The following is a 16,326-nucleotide window of genomic DNA, read 5'->3' on the forward strand; positions in this document are numbered from 1 at the left end:
ATCACATCGTCAGGTTGGTTGCGCCACCATCCAGCAGGATGTTCTGCCCTACGATGAACCCGGCATGTTGCGAGCACAGAAACGCGCAGGTCGCGCCGAATTCCTGCCGCGTGCCATAGCGCCGCGCCGGAATCGTGGCCGCGCGCTCGGCCCTTGCCTCGTCCAGCGAGATGCCCTTCTGTGCCGAAACCCCGGCATCCAGCGAGTCCGCCCGGTCGGTGGCATGAATGCCGGGCAACAGGTTGTTGATGGTCACGCCATAGGGCGCCACCTGCCGCGCGGTTCCGGCCACATAGCCGGTCAGCCCGGTGCGCGCCGCGTTCGACAAGCCCAGCACCGCGATGGGCGCCCGCACCGATTGCGAGGTGATGTTCACCACCCGGCCCCACCCCTTGTCCATCATCGACGGCAACAGCGCCTTCATGAAGGCGATCGGCGTCAGCATGTTGGCATCCAGCGCCTTGATGAAATCCTCGCGGTCCCAGTCGGACCACAGGCCCGGCGGCGGGCCACCAGCGTTTGTCACAAGGATATCAACGCCCTGCGCGGCCTCGATCACCTGCGCTTGGCCTTCGGGCGTGGTCACGTCGCAAGCGACTGTCTGCACCTCGACACCGTAATCGGCGTGCAACCGATCGGCCTGCGCCTCCAGCGCGTCAGGCCCACGTGCGTTCATCACCAAATCGACACCCTCGGCGGCCAGCGCCTCGGCGCAGCCCAGCCCCAAGCCCTTACTGCTGGCGCAGACCAGCGCGCGTTTTCCTTGTAGTCCCAGATCCATGTGATCCCCCCAGTCAGTTGTTACCCGCATGTCTAGCACCGGCCAGACAGGGAAGACCAGATTGGCGTCGGCAAATCAGTAGAAGAACTCTTCCCGCACGATCTTGCCGTTGACAACGTGATAGACTCCGACCTCGCGCATGTCGAAAGCTTCACCGCTTTCCTTCACCTTGCCCTGCACTTCAAAAATCACGGCAAAGCTGTTTTCGCCATGCAAGAACGGGTCGCTGACTGACGCGCCCGAGACCTCGTGCGCGCTTTCCCACCAATCATGCTTGCCGCGGATGCCCTCGATGCCGTGGGTCTCGCGGCCCATGCCCTGCATGTCCATCGCCTCGACCGAGACGGCATCGGCTGCATACAACTTCTCCAGATTCTCCTTGGCGCGGTTTTCGCGGCAACCTGCCACCAGTTCTTGGGCGATTTCTTTCAAATTCATTGATCCACTCCATTATTTGTTCACTATATGTTCTTATTGGCATATCCACCCGATTCGAACCACCCCCTTTGTCTTGCCTCGGCAGGATTCCCCGCCTATACGCGCCTTCATGCTTGATACCGCCTCGAACCAACCCACCCTGCCGCCCGAGATCGCTCGGCGCCGGACCTTTGCCATCATCTCGCACCCGGATGCGGGCAAGACGACTTTGACCGAAAAGTTCCTTCTGTATGGGGGTGCTATCCAGATGGCCGGACAGGTGCGCGCCAAGGGCGAGGCACGGCGTACGCGCTCGGACTTCATGCAAATGGAAAAGGACCGGGGTATCTCGGTCTCGGCCTCGGCCATGTCGTTTGACTATGGCCCCTACCGGTTCAACCTGGTGGACACACCCGGCCACTCGGACTTTTCCGAGGACACCTATCGCACGCTGACCGCCGTTGACGCCGCGGTCATGGTGATTGACGGGGCCAAAGGTGTGGAAAGCCAGACGCAGAAGCTGTTCGAGGTCTGCCGCCTGCGCGATCTGCCGATCCTGACCTTCTGCAACAAGATGGACCGTGAGAGCCGCGATACGTTCGAAATCATCGACGAGATCCAGGAAATGCTGGCCATCGACGTGACCCCGGCCAGCTGGCCCATCGGCGTGGGGCGCGATTTCATCGGCTGCTACGACATGCTGCGTGACCGGTTGGAACTCATGGACCGCGCCGACCGCAACAAGGTGGCCGAAAGCATCGAGATCAACGGGCTGGACGACCCCAAACTGGCCGAGCATGTGCCCGCAGAACTGCTGGACAAGCTGCTGGAAGAGGTCGAGATGGCGCGCGAATTGCTGCCTGCGCTGGACCCGCAGGCGGTGCTTGAAGGCCACATGACCCCGATCTGGTTCGGCTCGGCCATCAACTCGTTCGGCGTCAAGGAACTGATGGAAGGTATCGGTGCCTATGGACCGCAGCCGCAGGTGCAATCGGCCGAACCGCGCCAGATTTCGCCGGACGAGAAAAAGGTGGCGGGCTTTGTCTTCAAGGTGCAGGCCAACATGGACCCCAAGCACCGCGACCGGGTGGCCTTTGTCCGCATGGCCAGCGGCCACTTCAAGCGCGGCATGAAGCTGACCCATGTGCGCAGCAAGAAGCCCATGGCGATCACGAACCCAGTTCTGTTTCTGGCCTCTGACCGGGAACTGGCCGACGAGGCATGGGCCGGCGATATCATCGGCATCCCCAACCACGGCCAGCTGCGCATCGGTGACACTCTGACCGAGGGCGAGGCGATCCGCGTAACCGGAATTCCATCCTTCGCGCCCGAGCTGTTGCAGGGCGTGCGCGCGGGCGATCCGATGAAGGCCAAGCACCTGGAAAAGGCGCTGATGCAGTTTGCCGAGGAAGGCGCGGCGAAGGTGTTCAAACCCTCGATCGGCTCGGGCTTTATCGTCGGCGTGGTGGGCGCGCTGCAGTTCGAGGTGCTGGCCAGCCGGATCGAGCTGGAATACGGCCTGCCGGTGCGGTTCGAGGCCTCGCAATTCACCAGTGCGCGCTGGGTGTCGGGCGACAAGGCTGAGGTCGAGAAGTTCGTAAATGCGAACAAGCAGCACATTGCCCTCGACCACGATGGCGACATCGTCTATCTCACCCGCCTGCAATGGGACATCGACCGCGTGGTGCGCGATTATCCCAAACTGACGCTTACCGCGACCAAGGAAATGATGACCTGATGCTGACCCCGCCCCCCGCCAAAGCAACAGCGGCCGTCATCGCATGACCGCAGCCGGGCCGAGCTGGGGCATCGTCTCGACGGTGCGTGGATCGGCCCGCGACATTCTGAGTTTTGCGGCCTACCACCTGGATCTGGGCGCGGATCACCTCTACCTCTACCTTGATGAGCCCAACCGGCGGGCTTTTCGCCCCCTGCGCCGCCACCCCAAGGTGACCGTCCGCATCTGCGACGATGCGTTCTGGGCGGCGCGCAAACGGGACAAGCCCGAGCGCCACCAGGTCCGCCAGACCGTTCATGCGACCTTTACCTATCGCCACACCGGTCTCGATTGGCTGGCGCATATCGATGTGGACGAGTTCCTGTGGCCCACGGCCCCCATCGCGAACTTGCTGGGCGAAGTGCCCGAAACGGTGCACGCGGTTCGGGTTCGTCCGATCGAGGCCCTGGCCTGCGGCGACGATCTCTACAAAGCGTTCATCCCCCAGGGCCCCGAACGCGAAGCGCTTGTCGAAACGATCTATCCAAACTACGGCGCCTTCGTTCTGGGCGGCTTTCTGAGTCACGTACAGGGCAAGCTGTTCGTGCGAACGGGGATGGAGAACCTCAATTATCGCATCCACAACCTGTTTCAGAACAAGGTCATCTTGCCCTGCAGGACCGAAATGCCGCAGATCGACCTGTGCCACCGCCATGCCACGGATTGGGAGCATTGGTGGTCACACTATCGGTTTCGACTGGAGCGTGGGTCGTACCAGCCCGGCATGGCTCCGAACGTACATCGCGATCGGGGTGGGCTGAACATGAACGAACTGCTCAGTTGGATCGAGGCCGAAGAAGGCGAGAAAGGTCTGCGCAAGTTCTTCGACGAACTCAGCGCCACCGACCCGCAGGTCCGCGCGCGCCTGCAGGAACGGGGTCTGATCAAGCACCGACCGCTTGATCTTGAGGAAAAGCTGCAGAAACACTTTCCCGGAAGCTTCTGAATTGTTGCACGAAATCGCCAGTGACGCGATGTAGCGGTACAGATGAAACTGTCTTCATTTGACCCTGCCACACCTTTTTGTTATGTCCGCATCCAAGCCGAAACGCGCATGGTGCGCATGGCCATCCGGGCCCGGCATTTTTCATACGCGCGGGCCAGGTCAGTGTCCGCATGAACCGGACATACATGACGAAATTCACCGATCTGAATCTGAACCCCAAGGTCCTCAAAGCTATTGAGGAAGCCGGCTACGAAACCCCGACCCCGATCCAGGAAGGCGCCATCCCGCCAGCCTTGGAGGGACGTGACGTTCTGGGCATCGCCCAGACCGGAACCGGCAAGACGGCCAGTTTCGTCTTGCCCATGATCACCCTGTTGGCGCGCGGTCGTGCGCGGGCGCGAATGCCGCGCAGCCTAGTGCTATGCCCGACGCGCGAACTGGCGGCGCAGGTGGCCGAAAACTTCGACACCTATACCAAGCATCTAAAGCTGACCAAGGCGCTGCTGATCGGCGGCGTCAGCTTCAAGGAACAGGATGCCCTGATCGACCGCGGCGTGGACGTGCTGATCGCCACACCCGGCCGTCTGCTGGACCATTTCGAACGTGGCAAGCTGCTGCTGACCGGCGTGCAGATCATGGTCGTGGACGAGGCTGACCGGATGCTGGACATGGGGTTCATTCCCGATATCGAACGCATCTTCTCGCTGACGCCCTTTACCCGGCAGACGCTGTTTTTCTCGGCCACCATGGCGCCCGAAATCGAGCGGATCACCGACACGTTCCTGTCGGCCCCGGCCCGGATCGAAGTGGCCCGTCAGGCCACCGCGTCCGAGACCATCGAACAGGGCGTCGTAATGGTCAAAGGCGGCCGCCGTGACCGTGAGGGCAGCACCAAGCGCAAGGTCCTGCGCGCACTGATCGATGCCGAAGGTGACAAATGCACCAACGCCATCGTCTTCTGCAACCGCAAAACCGACGTGGATATCACCGCGAAATCGCTGAAGAAATACGGCTATGACGCGGCCGCGATCCACGGCGATCTGGACCAGTCCGTGCGCACCAGGACCCTTGAGGGCTTCCGCGAAGGAACGCTGCGTTTCCTCGTGGCGTCCGATGTCGCCGCGCGGGGACTGGACGTTCCGTCGGTCAGCCATGTGTTCAACTTCGATGTGCCCAGCCACCCCGAGGATTACGTTCACCGCATCGGCCGTACCGGCCGCGCCGGGCGCGAAGGCAAGGCCATCACTCTGTGCACGGCCCGCGATGAAAAAGCGCTGGAAGCGATCCAGAAGCTGATCCAGAAGGAAATCCCACGTCTGGACAACCCGGTTCAGGCCGAACCGGCCGGGGACGAGGACAAGAAGCCCGAGAAGAGATCGCGCGCGTCGACCCGCAAGGGCGAGCACAAATCCGAGGCCAAGGACACCGGGAAGGACAAGCCCGCCAAGGACGCTACGCCCAGGGAAACAGCCCCCAAGGACAAGCCGGCACGAGAAAAGGGCCAACGCGGCAAAAGCCGTGGACGCCGCGACGATGGCGGACCAGCCGTCGTCGGCATGGGCGATCACCTGCCCAGCTTTATCGCTCTCAGCTTTGACGAACGCCGCGCGGGCTGACTCGCCTGCATGGCAAAAAGATCAGAAGGCGCACGGACCTCCGCGCGCCTTTTTGCATCTCAGATCGCGGCGACCAGGATCAGGATCGAGAGACCCAGCAGGACCATCCCCATAATCTCGCGCCGCGTCACCGTCTCGCGGAAGACCAGGACCGAGGCCATGAGGCTGAAAATCAGCTCCACCTGCCCCAGCGCCTTGACGTAGGCCGCGTTCTGCAGGCTGAAGGCCCAGAACCAGCAGAACGACCCGCCCAGGCTGGTCAGCCCGACGAAGATGCCGGTGCGCCGCGTGTCCCATACCGCGCGCAGCTCGGCCCGGTCGCGCCAAACCAGCCACAGCGCCATCGACAGGAACTGGATCGAGACTACGACTGCCAGCGTCACCAGCGCCCGAAACCAGGCCTCGCCATCGCCCAGTTGCAGCGATGCGCCGCGATAACTGACCGCGGAAAAGGCGAACAAGACACCCGATCCCAACCCCAATTGCGAGGCGCGGTTGGTCAGGTGACGCCACCACGCCCCACTGCCGCCCGGCGTTTTCGACAACAGCAGAACCGCCAGAAGCCCCAGCAGGATGGCCCCGAAGGCACCGGCCGAAACCCGGTCGCCCAGCACGACGAAACCGACGATTGCGGTCTGGATCACCTCGGTTTTCTTGAAGGTGATGCCAACGGCAAAGTTGCGCTGTTTGAACAGCGCCACGACGCAGATCGTGGCGAGGATTTGGGACACCCCACCGATGGCGGCATAGAGCCAGAACAGAGGCGGCAGCGCAGGCAGCGGCAGACCGCTGAGACGCATCGCCACCACCAGACCCAGCAGCACCAGAGGCATCGAATAGGCAAAGCGCGCAAAGGTCGCGCCGGTCGCCGACAGCTTCACGCTGCTCAGCGATTTCTGCAGCATGAAGCGCACCGTCTGAAAGGTGGCGGCGGCCAAGGTTACGGGAATCCACAAACTCATGGCTTCCCTTCTGTCGTCAAATCAGGGTTTTGGCCAGAGCGGATGTTCTACAGGATCCTTGGCACGCCAGAAATACTGCCGGAAAACATGTCCGTACGAGCGATAGACATAGGCCTCATTGCAGGCCAGATACCGCTCTTTCCCACGGCGATAGAGCGCTGGCAGCCGATACCATGGCGCCGCCGGGTTCATGTGATGAACGACGTGCAGGTTGTTGTTCAGAAACAGAAAGGCAAGCGGTCCGCGGTCTTCGACGATCACCGTGCGGGCGCGCGATTTCTCGTGCGCGCGGTGTTCCAAAAAGGTGCGGATCTTGACCAGCGCCAGCCCCAGATAGGCCGCCAGGACAAAGGCCCAGACCGGCATGGCCGAGTGTGCCACGATCCACAGAACCACCGCCACGCCCGACAGATGCAAGGCCCAGGCCAGCCAGATGTCGCGGTCCCCGCGCACTGCGCCCCGCCAGTCGTCGCGCAGAAAGGCCAGCTGGCCGATGATCGGGCCCAGCACCATACGCCCCAACAGCGTGTTGTTCGCCTGATAGACCCACCGCTGCCACCGAGGCAACCTAGCCCAGACAGCCGGGTCCAGATAGTTGGACTCCGGATCGTCATAGGGGTCTGTCAGGTTGGCATCCTGATGGTGCGCCAGATGCAGATCGCGGAAGCGGTTGTAGGGGATGAACAGTGTCAGCGGCAGCGCCATCAGCACCTCGTTCAGCCACTTTGCGCGGAACGGATGGCCGTGCAGCGCTTCATGCGTCAGCGAAGAATGCAGCGCCGCGACGACTCCCATCATCGGCACCGCCAGCCAGAGCGACCACGCCGCGACGCCGAAAATCGCAATCAGCCAAAGGCCATAGCAGGCAACGATCAGGGCAAAGGTCGGCCATTCCGGGGATTTGGGGGTGGTCGCCTCAGCCATGCCGCCCCCAGGAAATTCCGGCCCATATGCGTTCGTAAATCACGTAGAGCGTCAGCCCGATGGCCGTGTTCACCACCGCCAATACGCCTCCGACGGCGGCCGAGCCGGTGGCGATCAGCCCCACCACGGTCATGACCGCAAGGCCCATCGCATTCCAAATGATTGCCTTCACGACAGATCTTCGCCGCGTTTCCATTCCGGTCCCCAGTCTTTTGGGTTTTCACACAAGCGTTACCTGCCAGTGGCCCTGTCGAGAATTCCGAATATGATTAACAAATCTCAGCGTTCGTGATATTTATCACCACATGCAGGAAAATTTCGACAAACGCGACCGCGCCGCGCAGTTCCGCCTGCGCCTGGCCCGCGCAATGGACCAGCGGAAGATGAGCCAAAGCGCGCTGGCGCGCACCATCGGGGTCGATCGCTCAACCGTTTCCCAGTTGCTGACCGATACGGGCGCACGCCTGCCCAACGCCCATGTCGTGGGCAGCTGCGCCTCGGCTCTGGGGGTGTCGGCGGATTGGCTGCTCAGCCTCTCGAACCGACCCGAGAGCGCGGCCGAGCTGCTGGCCAGTTCTCTGACCATGACCGAGGCACCCCGCGCCCTGGTCGACGAGCGCATCTTTGAATGGCATCAGGAGGCCGCCGGCTACAAAATCCGCTATGTTCCGGCCACCCTGCCCGACATGCTGAAAACCCGCGCCGTGCTGGAATGGGAATACGCGCCGCATCTGGGCCGAACCGCCGACCAGGCCATCGGCGCCTCCGAGGACCGACTGACCTGGATGCGCGGTGCTCAGTCAGACTATGAAATCGCCATGCCACTGTACGAGATTCACAGCTTTGCCCATGGTACCGGCTATCATGACGGGCTGCCCCTGAATGTTCGGCTGGACCAGATCGACCACATGCTGGAGCTGTGCGAGCAGCTTTACCCGCGTATGCGCATCTACCTGTTCGATGCCAAACGGCTTTATTCCGCGCCGGTCACCATCTTTGGTCCGCTGCTCTGCGTGTTCTATGCCGGCAGCCATTACATGGCCTTTCGCGACCGGGACCGAATCGAGGTTTTTTCGCGCCATTTCGATACCTTGGTCCGCGAAGCTGATCTGACCGCCCGGCATTTCCCGACCCATCTTCGCCAACTGCGCGCGGCAATAGCGGCAGGGTGACGCCAGTCCACGGGTGCAATTTCCCGACCGATCGCCTATATTGAGATGCGCGAAAATCCGAACGATCCGACCCAAAGGAGGATATCAGGAATGGACGCTCTCAAAACCGCTCAGTACGCGCGCGCCCTCTACTCGGCGCATGGCGACAAGGCCGAGGCCGAAGCCGCCCAGAAAGCCCGCGAATTCGAAGCCGCCGGAAACGTGGAAGAGGCACAGAACTGGCAGGCCGTCCGCGCCTCGATCCGCCAGATGCGCGGCCCAAACCAGGGCTAGAGCTTGGGGTCGGGGTTCACGGTGTGCCCATCGACGGCGATGACCTGCCCCGACACCAGCCGCGCCGCATCCGAGGCCAGGAACACCGCCATTGCGGCAATGTCACGCGCTTCGACGAAGCGGCCCATCGAAGTACCCGCCGCATAGCCCCGATAGACCTGATCGCGGGTCATGCCCTTGGCGGCCGCTTCGCGCTGCAGCACGCCCTCCATCCGCGGGCCCTCCACCGCGCCGGGGCAGATGACGTTGCAGCGCACGCCGTGCGGCCCCAGCTCCATCGCCAGGGTCTTGCCCAGCCCGATCACCGCCCATTTCGCCGCTGCATAGGGCGCGCGGTTGGGATAGCCGTACTGCCCCGCGGTCGAGGATGTGATCAGCACCGCGCCGTGCCCCTGCCGTTTGAGCATCGGCGCCGCGTATTTCGCGCACAGAAAGGCTCCGTCTAGATTGACGGAAATACATTTTTGCCAATCACTTAGCGCAACATCCTCGATCAATGCAGTCGGCCCCGCGACACCCGCATTCGCGCACAGAACGTCCAAACCGCCCCACTGCGCCGCGATCTCGTCGAACAGGGCTGAAACGGCGGCCTCAGCAGAGACATCGACCTGCGACCGCCCCCAGTGATCCGGGCAGGTCTGAAGCGCCTCGGCGTCCACATCCGCCACCCAGACCTGAGCGCCGGCGGCGTCGAACGCCTCGGCCATCGCGCGCCCCACGCCCGAGGCCCCGGCGGTGATCACAACCCGCCCCGTCATGCCGGTTTGCGGATGGCCGCCCCTGCGCCCTCGGGATAGGGCAACCCGGCCTGCGCTTCGGCGATGCGGGCCATGGCCGCCTCGATCTGCGGCGACGGCGCACAGGGCCGACGGGTTTCAAGGCTGACATGCAGCAGAAAGCTCTCGCCCGTGGCGAGCAGTTTGTCGCCCTCGTACATGCTGTGGAACAGGTGCAGCTTCTTGCCCTGCCCCAACAGCATCTGCGTGCGCACCTCGATTTTCGCCCCGGCATGGGCCTCGTCCAGATACCGGATGTGGTTTTCAGCGGTGAAATAGCTTCCGCCCGAAGCGATGTAGTCGGCATCGCAGCCGATGATCTCCATGAAACGGTCCGTCGCAGCGGCAAAGGCCTCAAGATACCGCGCCTCGTTCATGTGGCCGTTGTAGTCGGTCCAGTCCAGCGGCACCGCGCGGGCCAGTGTCAGGATCGGCTGGCTCAGATCCGCCTGATCCAGCGTCGGCAGGGCACCTGGCTTTAGCAGCGCGTCATGCTGGTTCAGCACCGCCCCCGCGCCCCAGTCACGCGCCTTCAACGCGCGCATCATGCCCACCAGATTGTTGTCGCGAATGCGCTCCAGCTCGCGGATCGAGTGCATCCCCGATTGCGTGTCCGACTGGTCGGCGATCATATCGACCAAATCGTCGGTGAACTCGGGCACGTCCATCAGCTTGGTCCAGGGCCATTTCAGCGCCGGGCCGAACTGGGCCATGAAATGCCGCATCCCGGCCTCGCCCCCGGCCACGCGATAGGTCTCGAACAGGCCCATCTGCGCCCAGCGGATGCCAAAGCCCATGCGGATCGCCTCGTCCACCTCCTCGGTCGTGGCCACGCCGTCCTTGACCAGCCACAGCGCCTCGCGCCAGACGGCTTCGAGGAACCGGTCGGCGATATGCGCGTCGATCTCCTTGCGGACCTGCAGCGGGAAAAAACCGACCGAGCGCAACACATCCTTGGCCTGCGCGACCAGTTCCGGCGGGTTGGCGGCCGAGGGTACCAGTTCGACCAGCGGCAGCAGATAGACCGGGTTGAACGGGTGCGTCACCACGATCTGTTGGGGCCGCAGCGCGCCTTCCTGTAGCTCGGACGGTTTGAACCCGCTGGTCGAGGACCCGATGATCGCCCCGGGATCGCAGGCTTCTTGCAGCCCCTTGTAAACCTTCAGCTTCAGGTCCAGCCGCTCGGGCACGCTCTCCTGTATCCAAGTGGCCTCCTGCACCGCGTCGGCCATGTCGTCATGAAAACTCAGCGCGCCTTCGGGCGGCAGCGGCACATCGCTCAGCCCGGGCAACGACCGCCGGGCGTTGTCCAGGACCTCGCCGATCTTTCGCTCGGCCTCCGGGTCCGGGTCGAACACCCGCACGTTCCAACCATTCAGCAGAAACCGCGCGGCCCATCCGCCGCCGATCACGCCACCACCGATGATCGCTGCCGTTTTCATCTTCTCTCCTTCGCCCCGAACGTCCCGGCCGCACCAAGGGCCACCGTTATTCGATAAAACTTCTGAGGGTCGCCCCGCCCGTCAGGTCGCGACAGGCGCCCGTTTGACCAATCCCAGCTTCTCACGCACTTCCTGCGCACCGATCACCCGCGCGCCCATGTTCTCGATGATGGTGCCCGCGCGTTCGACCAGTTGCCAGTTTTCGGCCAGCACCCCCTTGTCCAGCCACAGGTTGTCCTCGAGCCCCACGCGCACGTTGCCGCCCGCCAGAACCGAGGCCGCCACATAGGCCATCTGATGCCGCCCCAGCGAGAACGCGCTGAAGGTCCAGTCGTCGGGCACATTGTTCACCATCGCCATGAAGGTGTTCAGGTCATCCGGCGCGCCCCAGGGCACGCCCATGCACAGCTGCACCAGCGCATTCGGGGCCAGAACGCCCTCTTTCACCAGTTGCTTGGCGAACCACAGATGGCCGGTGTCAAAGGCCTCGATCTCGGGCTTCACGCCCAGGTCGGTCATCATCTGCCCCATCGCGCGCAAGGCGCCGGGCGTGTTGGTCATGACATAGTCGGCCTCGGCAAAGTTCATGGTACCGCAATCCAGCGTGCAGATTTCGGGCAGACACTCGGCCACATGGGCCACCCGTTCTGAGGCACCGATCATGTCGGTACCTTCGGCCACGGGAAACGGGGCTTCGACCCCGCCGAACACGATGTCGCCACCCATGCCGGCGGTCAGGTTCAGAACCACGTCCACCTCGGCGTCGCGGATGCGGTCCGTCACCTCGCGATACAGGTCCAGACGGCGGCTGGGCGCGCCGGTTTCGGGGTCGCGCACATGGCAATGCACCACTGCCGCCCCGGCCTTGGCCGCCGCGATGGCGCTGTCGGCGATCTGCTTGGGTGAACGCGGCACATGTGGGCTGCGATCCTGCGTTCCACCCGAGCCGGTCACGGCACAAGTGATGAAGACTTCGCGGTTCATTTCCAAAGGCATGGTGTTATCCCCAAGTTATACCCGGCTTCGCCATGGGTTTTCCCCAGGCTTGTCCCCGGATTCCGATTTGCGTCTGGCCCCGACTCTGGCGCAGCCTTGACCAGACAACTTGCCAGAATGCGAATCAGACTTGATGAAATCCGCAAAAAACATCCTCCAGCCGGAGCACCGCGCGCTGAAAACCGCAGTACTGGTGCTGGACGAGTGCAACACGCTCAGCTTCGCCTCGGCGGTGGACCCGATGCGCGCCGCCAACCGGCTGGCCGACCGCCCGGCCTTCGACTGGGACTACGTGACCGCCACGCCCGAGCCGGCGATGCTGACCAGCGCGCTGCAAGTGCCGGGCATCCCGCTGGCGCGTCTCGACCACTGTGACCTGATGATCGTGATCGCGGGGTTCAATCTGGTGCGCCACGCCACCCCCAGCCTGCTGGCCGGACTGCGCCGCATCGCCAATACCGGCGCCACTATGGCGGGCATCGACGGAGGCCCCTGGCTGCTGGCCGAGGCGGGGCTGCTTGACGGCCACGCCGCCACCACCCACTGGGAGGATCTCGAGACCTTCGCCACCCGTTTCCCCGAAGTCGACGTGCGCCCCGACCGGTACACCGTGTCCGGCAACCGCCTGACCTCGGGCGGTGCGATCCCCGCGGTCGAGATGATGCTGCACATCATCGCGGCACGCCACGGCGCCGGCTTCGCGGCCCGTGTGTCGGGCCTGTTCCTCTACGAAGGCGCCCCCGAACCCGGCAGACCACAGAGCCGTACCGGGGCGCCACACCGCCACAACGCCCTGACCGCCCGCGCCAACGCGATCATGCAGGCCGCGCTGGACGACCCGCTGCCCCTGGCCGAGATCGCAAGGGCCCTGGGAACCAGCCCGCGCACCCTGCAGCAGCAATTCCGCCTGCGTCTGAACACCACGCCACAGGACCACTACCTGCAACTGCGCCTGGCCGAGGCCCGCCGACTGGTCACCGACACCGACATGGCGCTGATGGATGTGGCACTGGCCACGGGGTTCACGTCACAATCCAGCTTTGCGCGCGCTTTCCGCACGGCGCATGGACTATCCGCCCGCGACCTCAGGCAGGACCGCACCCAGCCCACCCATCACTGACGGGCGAGCTTCATCTGGTCATAGATTTGGGGGGAGTTGGCCACGGCGACGGGGGCAGCGCCCCCATCCCTCAGTACGGCATCGGATGCGCGCGATGGGCCGCGTTGATCTCGGCCATAACCTCATCGGACAGCACGACATCCCGCCCCTCCAGGATCCGTTCCAGCTGCGCCTGCGTGGTCGCGCCGAAGATGACCGAGGTCATGAACGGCCGCGCCTGGCACCAGGCCAGCGCCATGTGCACCGGGTCCAGCCCGTGTTTCGCGGCAATCGCCAGATAGGCTTCGACCGCGTCGAACACCCGGTCGCCCTTGCGCCCGCCCATCTGCGGCACGATCGACATGCGCGATCCCTCGGGCACCGCCCCGCTCTGATACTTGCCGGTCAGAAATCCGGCGGCCAGCGGCGAGAAAGCCAGAAGACCCACATCCTCATAGGCGCTCAGCTCGGCCATGTCGGTGTCATAAAGGCGGCACAGCAGGGAATACTCGTTCTGGATCGAGGCCACCCGTGGAGCCCCCATCTCGTCCGACAGGCGCAGCCACTGGGCGGTGCCCCAGGCGCTTTCGTTCGACAGGCCGAAGGCGCGGATATTGCCCTTGTCCACCTGCGACTGCAGCGCCTCGAGGCATTCGCGCATATTGTCCAGAACGTCCTGCCGATCACCGCCCGACGGGTCATAGTCCCAATTCTGCCGGAACATGTAACTTCCGCGGTTGGGCCAGTGGAATTGGTACAGGTCGATGTAGTCGGTCTGCAGACGCCGCAACGATCCCTCGATGGCCCCGGGGATCGTGCTGGCCGAGATCGGTGCTCCGTCCCGCGCATGGGTGAAGCCGGCGCCCGAATGCTTGGTCGCCAGAACATAACTGCCGCGACGGGCCGGATGGGCCGCATTCCAGTTGCCGATGATCTGCTCGGTCTTGCCCACGGTCTCCTTGGTGATCGGGTTGACCGGATACATCTCGGCGGCATCAAGGAAATTGATCCCGGCCGCCAGCGCCGTGTCGATCTGACGATGCGCATCCGCCTCGGGGGTCTGCGTACCGAATGTCATGGTTCCGAGGCACAGGTCCGAGACCTGGATGCCCGTGCGGCCCAACGGTTTCATTTTCATCAATCAATCTCCTGTCGCGCGGATCGCCACGCCTGCAATCTGATTTCGGTCCCGAGTCAGCCGGATTCGGCCTTTTTCTCCCAGCGGCCGGATTCCTCCGACCAATACTGCGCCGCGCAACCCGCCGCGGTCAGCGTCTTCCATTGACCGCGCGCATGATCCACCGCGCTTGGATCGTTGCCATCGAACAGGATGCAAACCCGCTCCGAGGCGGTCACCTCATCCGGCGTCACTTCGGCCCCGTCCACCGCCATCAGGCAAGACGGGTTATTGGCAGCGTCCGCCTCGGTAGTCAGCAGGATCGGCTGAACCGCGTCATGCGGCCCACCTGCCTGACCATGCGGCAGAAACGCGTCTTCGGGACCCAGCCAAAGCCTTTCGTCCAGCCAGTCCAGCCGCGCAGGGTCAGTGCCCCGCACCGCAATCCGCCACCCGGCCTGCCGTGCCTTGGCCAGCAACACCGGCAAGGTCTGCTCAAGTGGATGGCGGGTCAGGTGGTAGAAGTAGACGGCGCCCATCGACCTACTCGAAATTGTCCTGCACGAAACGGCTGAGCGCACGGACGCCCCAACCCGTTGCGCCCTTGGGCGCATAGGACGTTTCCGCCGCAACCGAGGCCACGCCCGCGATATCCAAATGGATCCAGGGTGTTTCTTCCTTGACGAAACGCTGAAGGAACTGTGCTGCGGTGATCGAACCGGCCGGCCGGCCGCCCACGTTCTTCATGTCCGCGATGCGCGACTTCAGCAGATCGTCATAAGCCTGCCCCAGCGGCATACGCCACGCGCCTTCATCCTCGGCCCGGGCGGCCTTCAGGAACGCGTCGCAGAAGGTGTCGTTGTTGGAAAACACGCCTGCGTTTTCATGTCCCAGTCCGATGATGATCGCGCCAGTCAAGGTGGCCAGATCGATCATGCCGACCGGATTGAACCGCTCCTGCGCGTACCACATGACGTCACACAGCACCAGACGCCCCTCGGCGTCGGTGTTGATGATCTCGACCGTATCGCCCTTCATCGACTTGACGACGTCGCCCGGCCGCGTGGCACTGCCCGAGGGCATGTTCTCGACCAGCCCGACCAGGCCCACGACATTGGCCTTGGCTTTACGCTTGGCCAATGCACGCATGGTGCCTGCAACGACGCCTGCGCCGCCCATGTCCATGGTCATCTCTTCCATGCCCGCGGCCGGTTTGATCGAAATACCGCCGGTGTCGAAAACGACCCCTTTGCCGACCAGAGCCAGCGGCGCGTCATCGGCATCGCCGCCATTCCACTGCATCACGACGACTTTCGAGGGGCTGTCCGACCCTTGCCCGACGCTCAGCAGGGTCCTCATGCCCAACTCGGCCAGTTTGTCTTCGTCCAGCACCTCGACCTTCAGGCCCAACTCCTCCATCTCTTTCAGACGGTTGGCAAATTCGGTCGTTGTCAGGATGTTGGCCGGTTCGTTCGTCAGGTCGCGGGTCATGCGCACACCATCGGCGACCGCATAGAGCGGCACGAAGGCGGCCTCGGCGTCGTCGGGCTTGGCGTGGCAGATGGTCACCGCGCCCTTTGCGTCATCGTCCTTGGTTTTGTGCGCGTCGAAATCATAGCTGCGCAGGGCAATGCCCAGGGCCAATTCCTCGGTCCGCATTTGGTTGCCCGCCATGACCAGCAGGTCCTTGCCACCTGCCAGCTTGGCCAGCGCGGCACCGCCCTTGCGGGCTTCGTCCGGCTCGGGGCGGCGTGGCAGGACCAGAATGTCCAATGCCTCTGCCTCCATCCCGCCGGGCCAAGCCAACGAGATCACGTCGCCAGTCTTGACCTTGGCGAAACGGTCGCTTTCCACCAGCCGGGCCACGGCACCACGGGTCAGTCGGTTTGCGCGACGCGCGGCGGGGTTCATCTTGCCATCGGTCGGTATGAGAATGGCCACCCGGCCTTGGGCCTGTGCCATCAGGTCCAGTTCGAAGGCTTGAAAACGGATCGGTACCAGACTGCTCATTTCTTGCTCCTGAAAAAC

The 16,326-nt window shown here is 63.6% G+C and carries 17 protein-coding genes; 6 read left to right on the forward strand and 11 right to left on the reverse strand.

Annotated elements, in window-relative coordinates:
- Position 1: 1 nt before the first annotated feature.
- Entirely contained in the window at positions 2-781 is a 780-nt protein-coding gene (locus tag ACR0JC_RS03635; RefSeq protein ID WP_170340040.1) for an SDR family oxidoreductase, read from the reverse strand.
- Positions 782-856: 75 nt separating this feature from the next.
- On the reverse strand, positions 857-1,219 hold the full coding sequence (locus ACR0JC_RS03640; protein WP_170338820.1) for a nuclear transport factor 2 family protein: 363 nt from the start codon (positions 1,217-1,219) through the stop codon (positions 857-859).
- 109 nt (positions 1,220-1,328) lie between these two features.
- Here ACR0JC_RS03640 and ACR0JC_RS03645 point away from each other — a divergent pair, with 109 nt between their 5' ends.
- The 3 genes from ACR0JC_RS03645 (at position 1,329) to ACR0JC_RS03655 (ending at position 5,537) form a co-directional block, all read left to right on the forward strand.
- Positions 1,329-2,936, forward strand: a complete 1,608-nt coding sequence (locus ACR0JC_RS03645) for a peptide chain release factor 3 (protein WP_170338819.1) — start codon at positions 1,329-1,331, stop codon at positions 2,934-2,936.
- Positions 2,937-2,979: 43 nt separating this feature from the next.
- A complete protein-coding gene (locus ACR0JC_RS03650) occupies positions 2,980-3,921 on the forward strand; it encodes a glycosyltransferase family 2 protein (RefSeq protein WP_480763247.1) in 942 nt (313 codons plus the stop codon).
- Positions 3,922-4,106: 185 nt separating this feature from the next.
- Positions 4,107-5,537, forward strand: coding sequence for a DEAD/DEAH box helicase (locus ACR0JC_RS03655; protein WP_170340038.1), 1,431 nt, complete (start codon positions 4,107-4,109; stop codon positions 5,535-5,537).
- A gap of 59 nt (positions 5,538-5,596) precedes the next feature.
- Here the strand turns inward: ACR0JC_RS03655 and ACR0JC_RS03660 are convergent, their stop codons facing one another.
- Genes ACR0JC_RS03660 through ACR0JC_RS03670 form a run of 3 tightly spaced genes read right to left on the reverse strand, consistent with a single transcriptional unit; the run spans position 5,597 to position 7,619 of the window.
- Positions 5,597-6,499 carry an EamA family transporter gene (locus ACR0JC_RS03660; protein WP_170338813.1) on the reverse strand — a complete coding sequence of 301 codons (903 nt, stop codon included), beginning with the start codon at positions 6,497-6,499 and terminating at the stop codon, positions 5,597-5,599.
- Between the two features lie 21 nt (positions 6,500-6,520).
- On the reverse strand, positions 6,521-7,423 hold the full coding sequence (locus ACR0JC_RS03665; protein WP_170338811.1) for a fatty acid desaturase: 903 nt from the start codon (positions 7,421-7,423) through the stop codon (positions 6,521-6,523).
- The gene (locus ACR0JC_RS03670; RefSeq protein WP_149774534.1) at positions 7,416-7,619 is read right to left on the reverse strand and encodes a DUF2061 domain-containing protein; all 204 of its coding nucleotides are present in this window, start codon (positions 7,617-7,619) and stop codon (positions 7,416-7,418) included. Before ACR0JC_RS03670 ends, ACR0JC_RS03665 begins: the two co-directional genes overlap by 8 nt.
- A gap of 109 nt (positions 7,620-7,728) precedes the next feature.
- Here ACR0JC_RS03670 and ACR0JC_RS03675 point away from each other — a divergent pair, with 109 nt between their 5' ends.
- Complete coding sequence (locus tag ACR0JC_RS03675) at positions 7,729-8,595, forward strand: helix-turn-helix domain-containing protein (protein WP_170338809.1); 867 nt, start codon at positions 7,729-7,731, stop codon at positions 8,593-8,595.
- A gap of 90 nt (positions 8,596-8,685) precedes the next feature.
- A complete protein-coding gene (locus ACR0JC_RS03680; RefSeq protein WP_093962276.1) occupies positions 8,686-8,868 on the forward strand; it encodes a hypothetical protein in 183 nt (60 codons plus the stop codon).
- Here ACR0JC_RS03680 and ACR0JC_RS03685 read toward each other — a convergent pair.
- From ACR0JC_RS03685 to bcoG, 3 genes are all read right to left on the reverse strand, one after another.
- On the reverse strand, positions 8,865-9,626 hold the full coding sequence (locus ACR0JC_RS03685; RefSeq protein ID WP_170338807.1) for an SDR family oxidoreductase: 762 nt from the start codon (positions 9,624-9,626) through the stop codon (positions 8,865-8,867). The two genes, ACR0JC_RS03680 and ACR0JC_RS03685, sit on opposite strands and share 4 nt — an antisense overlap.
- A complete protein-coding gene (locus ACR0JC_RS03690) occupies positions 9,623-11,086 on the reverse strand; it encodes a carnitine 3-dehydrogenase (RefSeq protein WP_170338804.1) in 1,464 nt (487 codons plus the stop codon). Before ACR0JC_RS03690 ends, ACR0JC_RS03685 begins: the two co-directional genes overlap by 4 nt.
- Before the next feature lie 81 nt (positions 11,087-11,167).
- Entirely contained in the window at positions 11,168-12,082 is a 915-nt protein-coding gene (gene bcoG, locus ACR0JC_RS03695; protein ID WP_170338802.1) for a 3-dehydrocarnitine:acetyl-CoA trimethylamine transferase BcoG, read from the reverse strand.
- Between the two features lie 133 nt (positions 12,083-12,215).
- On the opposite strand from bcoG, the gene ACR0JC_RS03700 reads away from it, so the two are divergent.
- The gene (locus ACR0JC_RS03700; protein WP_170366147.1) at positions 12,216-13,202 is read left to right on the forward strand and encodes a GlxA family transcriptional regulator; all 987 of its coding nucleotides are present in this window, start codon (positions 12,216-12,218) and stop codon (positions 13,200-13,202) included.
- Positions 13,203-13,272: 70 nt separating this feature from the next.
- Here the strand turns inward: ACR0JC_RS03700 and ACR0JC_RS03705 are convergent, their stop codons facing one another.
- The 3 genes from ACR0JC_RS03705 to ACR0JC_RS03715 are packed head-to-tail and all read right to left on the reverse strand — an operon-like array spanning position 13,273 to position 16,308.
- A complete protein-coding gene (locus tag ACR0JC_RS03705; protein ID WP_480763252.1) occupies positions 13,273-14,319 on the reverse strand; it encodes an aldo/keto reductase in 1,047 nt (348 codons plus the stop codon).
- Positions 14,320-14,375: 56 nt separating this feature from the next.
- On the reverse strand, positions 14,376-14,837 hold the full coding sequence (locus ACR0JC_RS03710; protein ID WP_170338797.1) for a DNA polymerase III subunit chi: 462 nt from the start codon (positions 14,835-14,837) through the stop codon (positions 14,376-14,378).
- A gap of 4 nt (positions 14,838-14,841) precedes the next feature.
- Positions 14,842-16,308 carry a leucyl aminopeptidase gene (locus ACR0JC_RS03715; protein WP_170338795.1) on the reverse strand — a complete coding sequence of 489 codons (1,467 nt, stop codon included), beginning with the start codon at positions 16,306-16,308 and terminating at the stop codon, positions 14,842-14,844.
- Positions 16,309-16,326: the final 18 nt, after the last annotated feature.

The sequence above is a fragment of the Ruegeria sp. CH5 genome, from assembly GCF_056537025.1.

Bases quoted from the DNA above. Each gene is read 5' to 3' on its own strand.
- ACR0JC_RS03635 (WP_170340040.1), bottom strand. From the start codon at position 781: ATGGATCTGGGACTACAAGGAAAACGCGCGCTGGTCTGCGCCAGCAGT.
- ACR0JC_RS03640 (WP_170338820.1), bottom strand. From the start codon at position 1,219: ATGAATTTGAAAGAAATCGCCCAAGAACTGGTGGCAGGTTGCCGCGAA.
- ACR0JC_RS03645 (WP_170338819.1), top strand. From the start codon at position 1,329: ATGCTTGATACCGCCTCGAACCAACCCACCCTGCCGCCCGAGATCGCT.
- ACR0JC_RS03650 (WP_480763247.1), top strand. From the start codon at position 2,980: ATGACCGCAGCCGGGCCGAGCTGGGGCATCGTCTCGACGGTGCGTGGA.
- ACR0JC_RS03655 (WP_170340038.1), top strand. From the start codon at position 4,107: ATGACGAAATTCACCGATCTGAATCTGAACCCCAAGGTCCTCAAAGCT.
- ACR0JC_RS03660 (WP_170338813.1), bottom strand. From the start codon at position 6,499: ATGAGTTTGTGGATTCCCGTAACCTTGGCCGCCGCCACCTTTCAGACG.
- ACR0JC_RS03665 (WP_170338811.1), bottom strand. From the start codon at position 7,423: ATGGCTGAGGCGACCACCCCCAAATCCCCGGAATGGCCGACCTTTGCC.
- ACR0JC_RS03670 (WP_149774534.1), bottom strand. From the start codon at position 7,619: ATGGAAACGCGGCGAAGATCTGTCGTGAAGGCAATCATTTGGAATGCG.
- ACR0JC_RS03675 (WP_170338809.1), top strand. From the start codon at position 7,729: ATGCAGGAAAATTTCGACAAACGCGACCGCGCCGCGCAGTTCCGCCTG.
- ACR0JC_RS03680 (WP_093962276.1), top strand. From the start codon at position 8,686: ATGGACGCTCTCAAAACCGCTCAGTACGCGCGCGCCCTCTACTCGGCG.
- ACR0JC_RS03685 (WP_170338807.1), bottom strand. From the start codon at position 9,626: ATGACGGGGCGGGTTGTGATCACCGCCGGGGCCTCGGGCGTGGGGCGC.
- ACR0JC_RS03690 (WP_170338804.1), bottom strand. From the start codon at position 11,086: ATGAAAACGGCAGCGATCATCGGTGGTGGCGTGATCGGCGGCGGATGG.
- bcoG (WP_170338802.1), bottom strand. From the start codon at position 12,082: ATGCCTTTGGAAATGAACCGCGAAGTCTTCATCACTTGTGCCGTGACC.
- ACR0JC_RS03700 (WP_170366147.1), top strand. From the start codon at position 12,216: ATGAAATCCGCAAAAAACATCCTCCAGCCGGAGCACCGCGCGCTGAAA.
- ACR0JC_RS03705 (WP_480763252.1), bottom strand. From the start codon at position 14,319: ATGAAAATGAAACCGTTGGGCCGCACGGGCATCCAGGTCTCGGACCTG.
- ACR0JC_RS03710 (WP_170338797.1), bottom strand. From the start codon at position 14,837: ATGGGCGCCGTCTACTTCTACCACCTGACCCGCCATCCACTTGAGCAG.
- ACR0JC_RS03715 (WP_170338795.1), bottom strand. From the start codon at position 16,308: ATGAGCAGTCTGGTACCGATCCGTTTTCAAGCCTTCGAACTGGACCTG.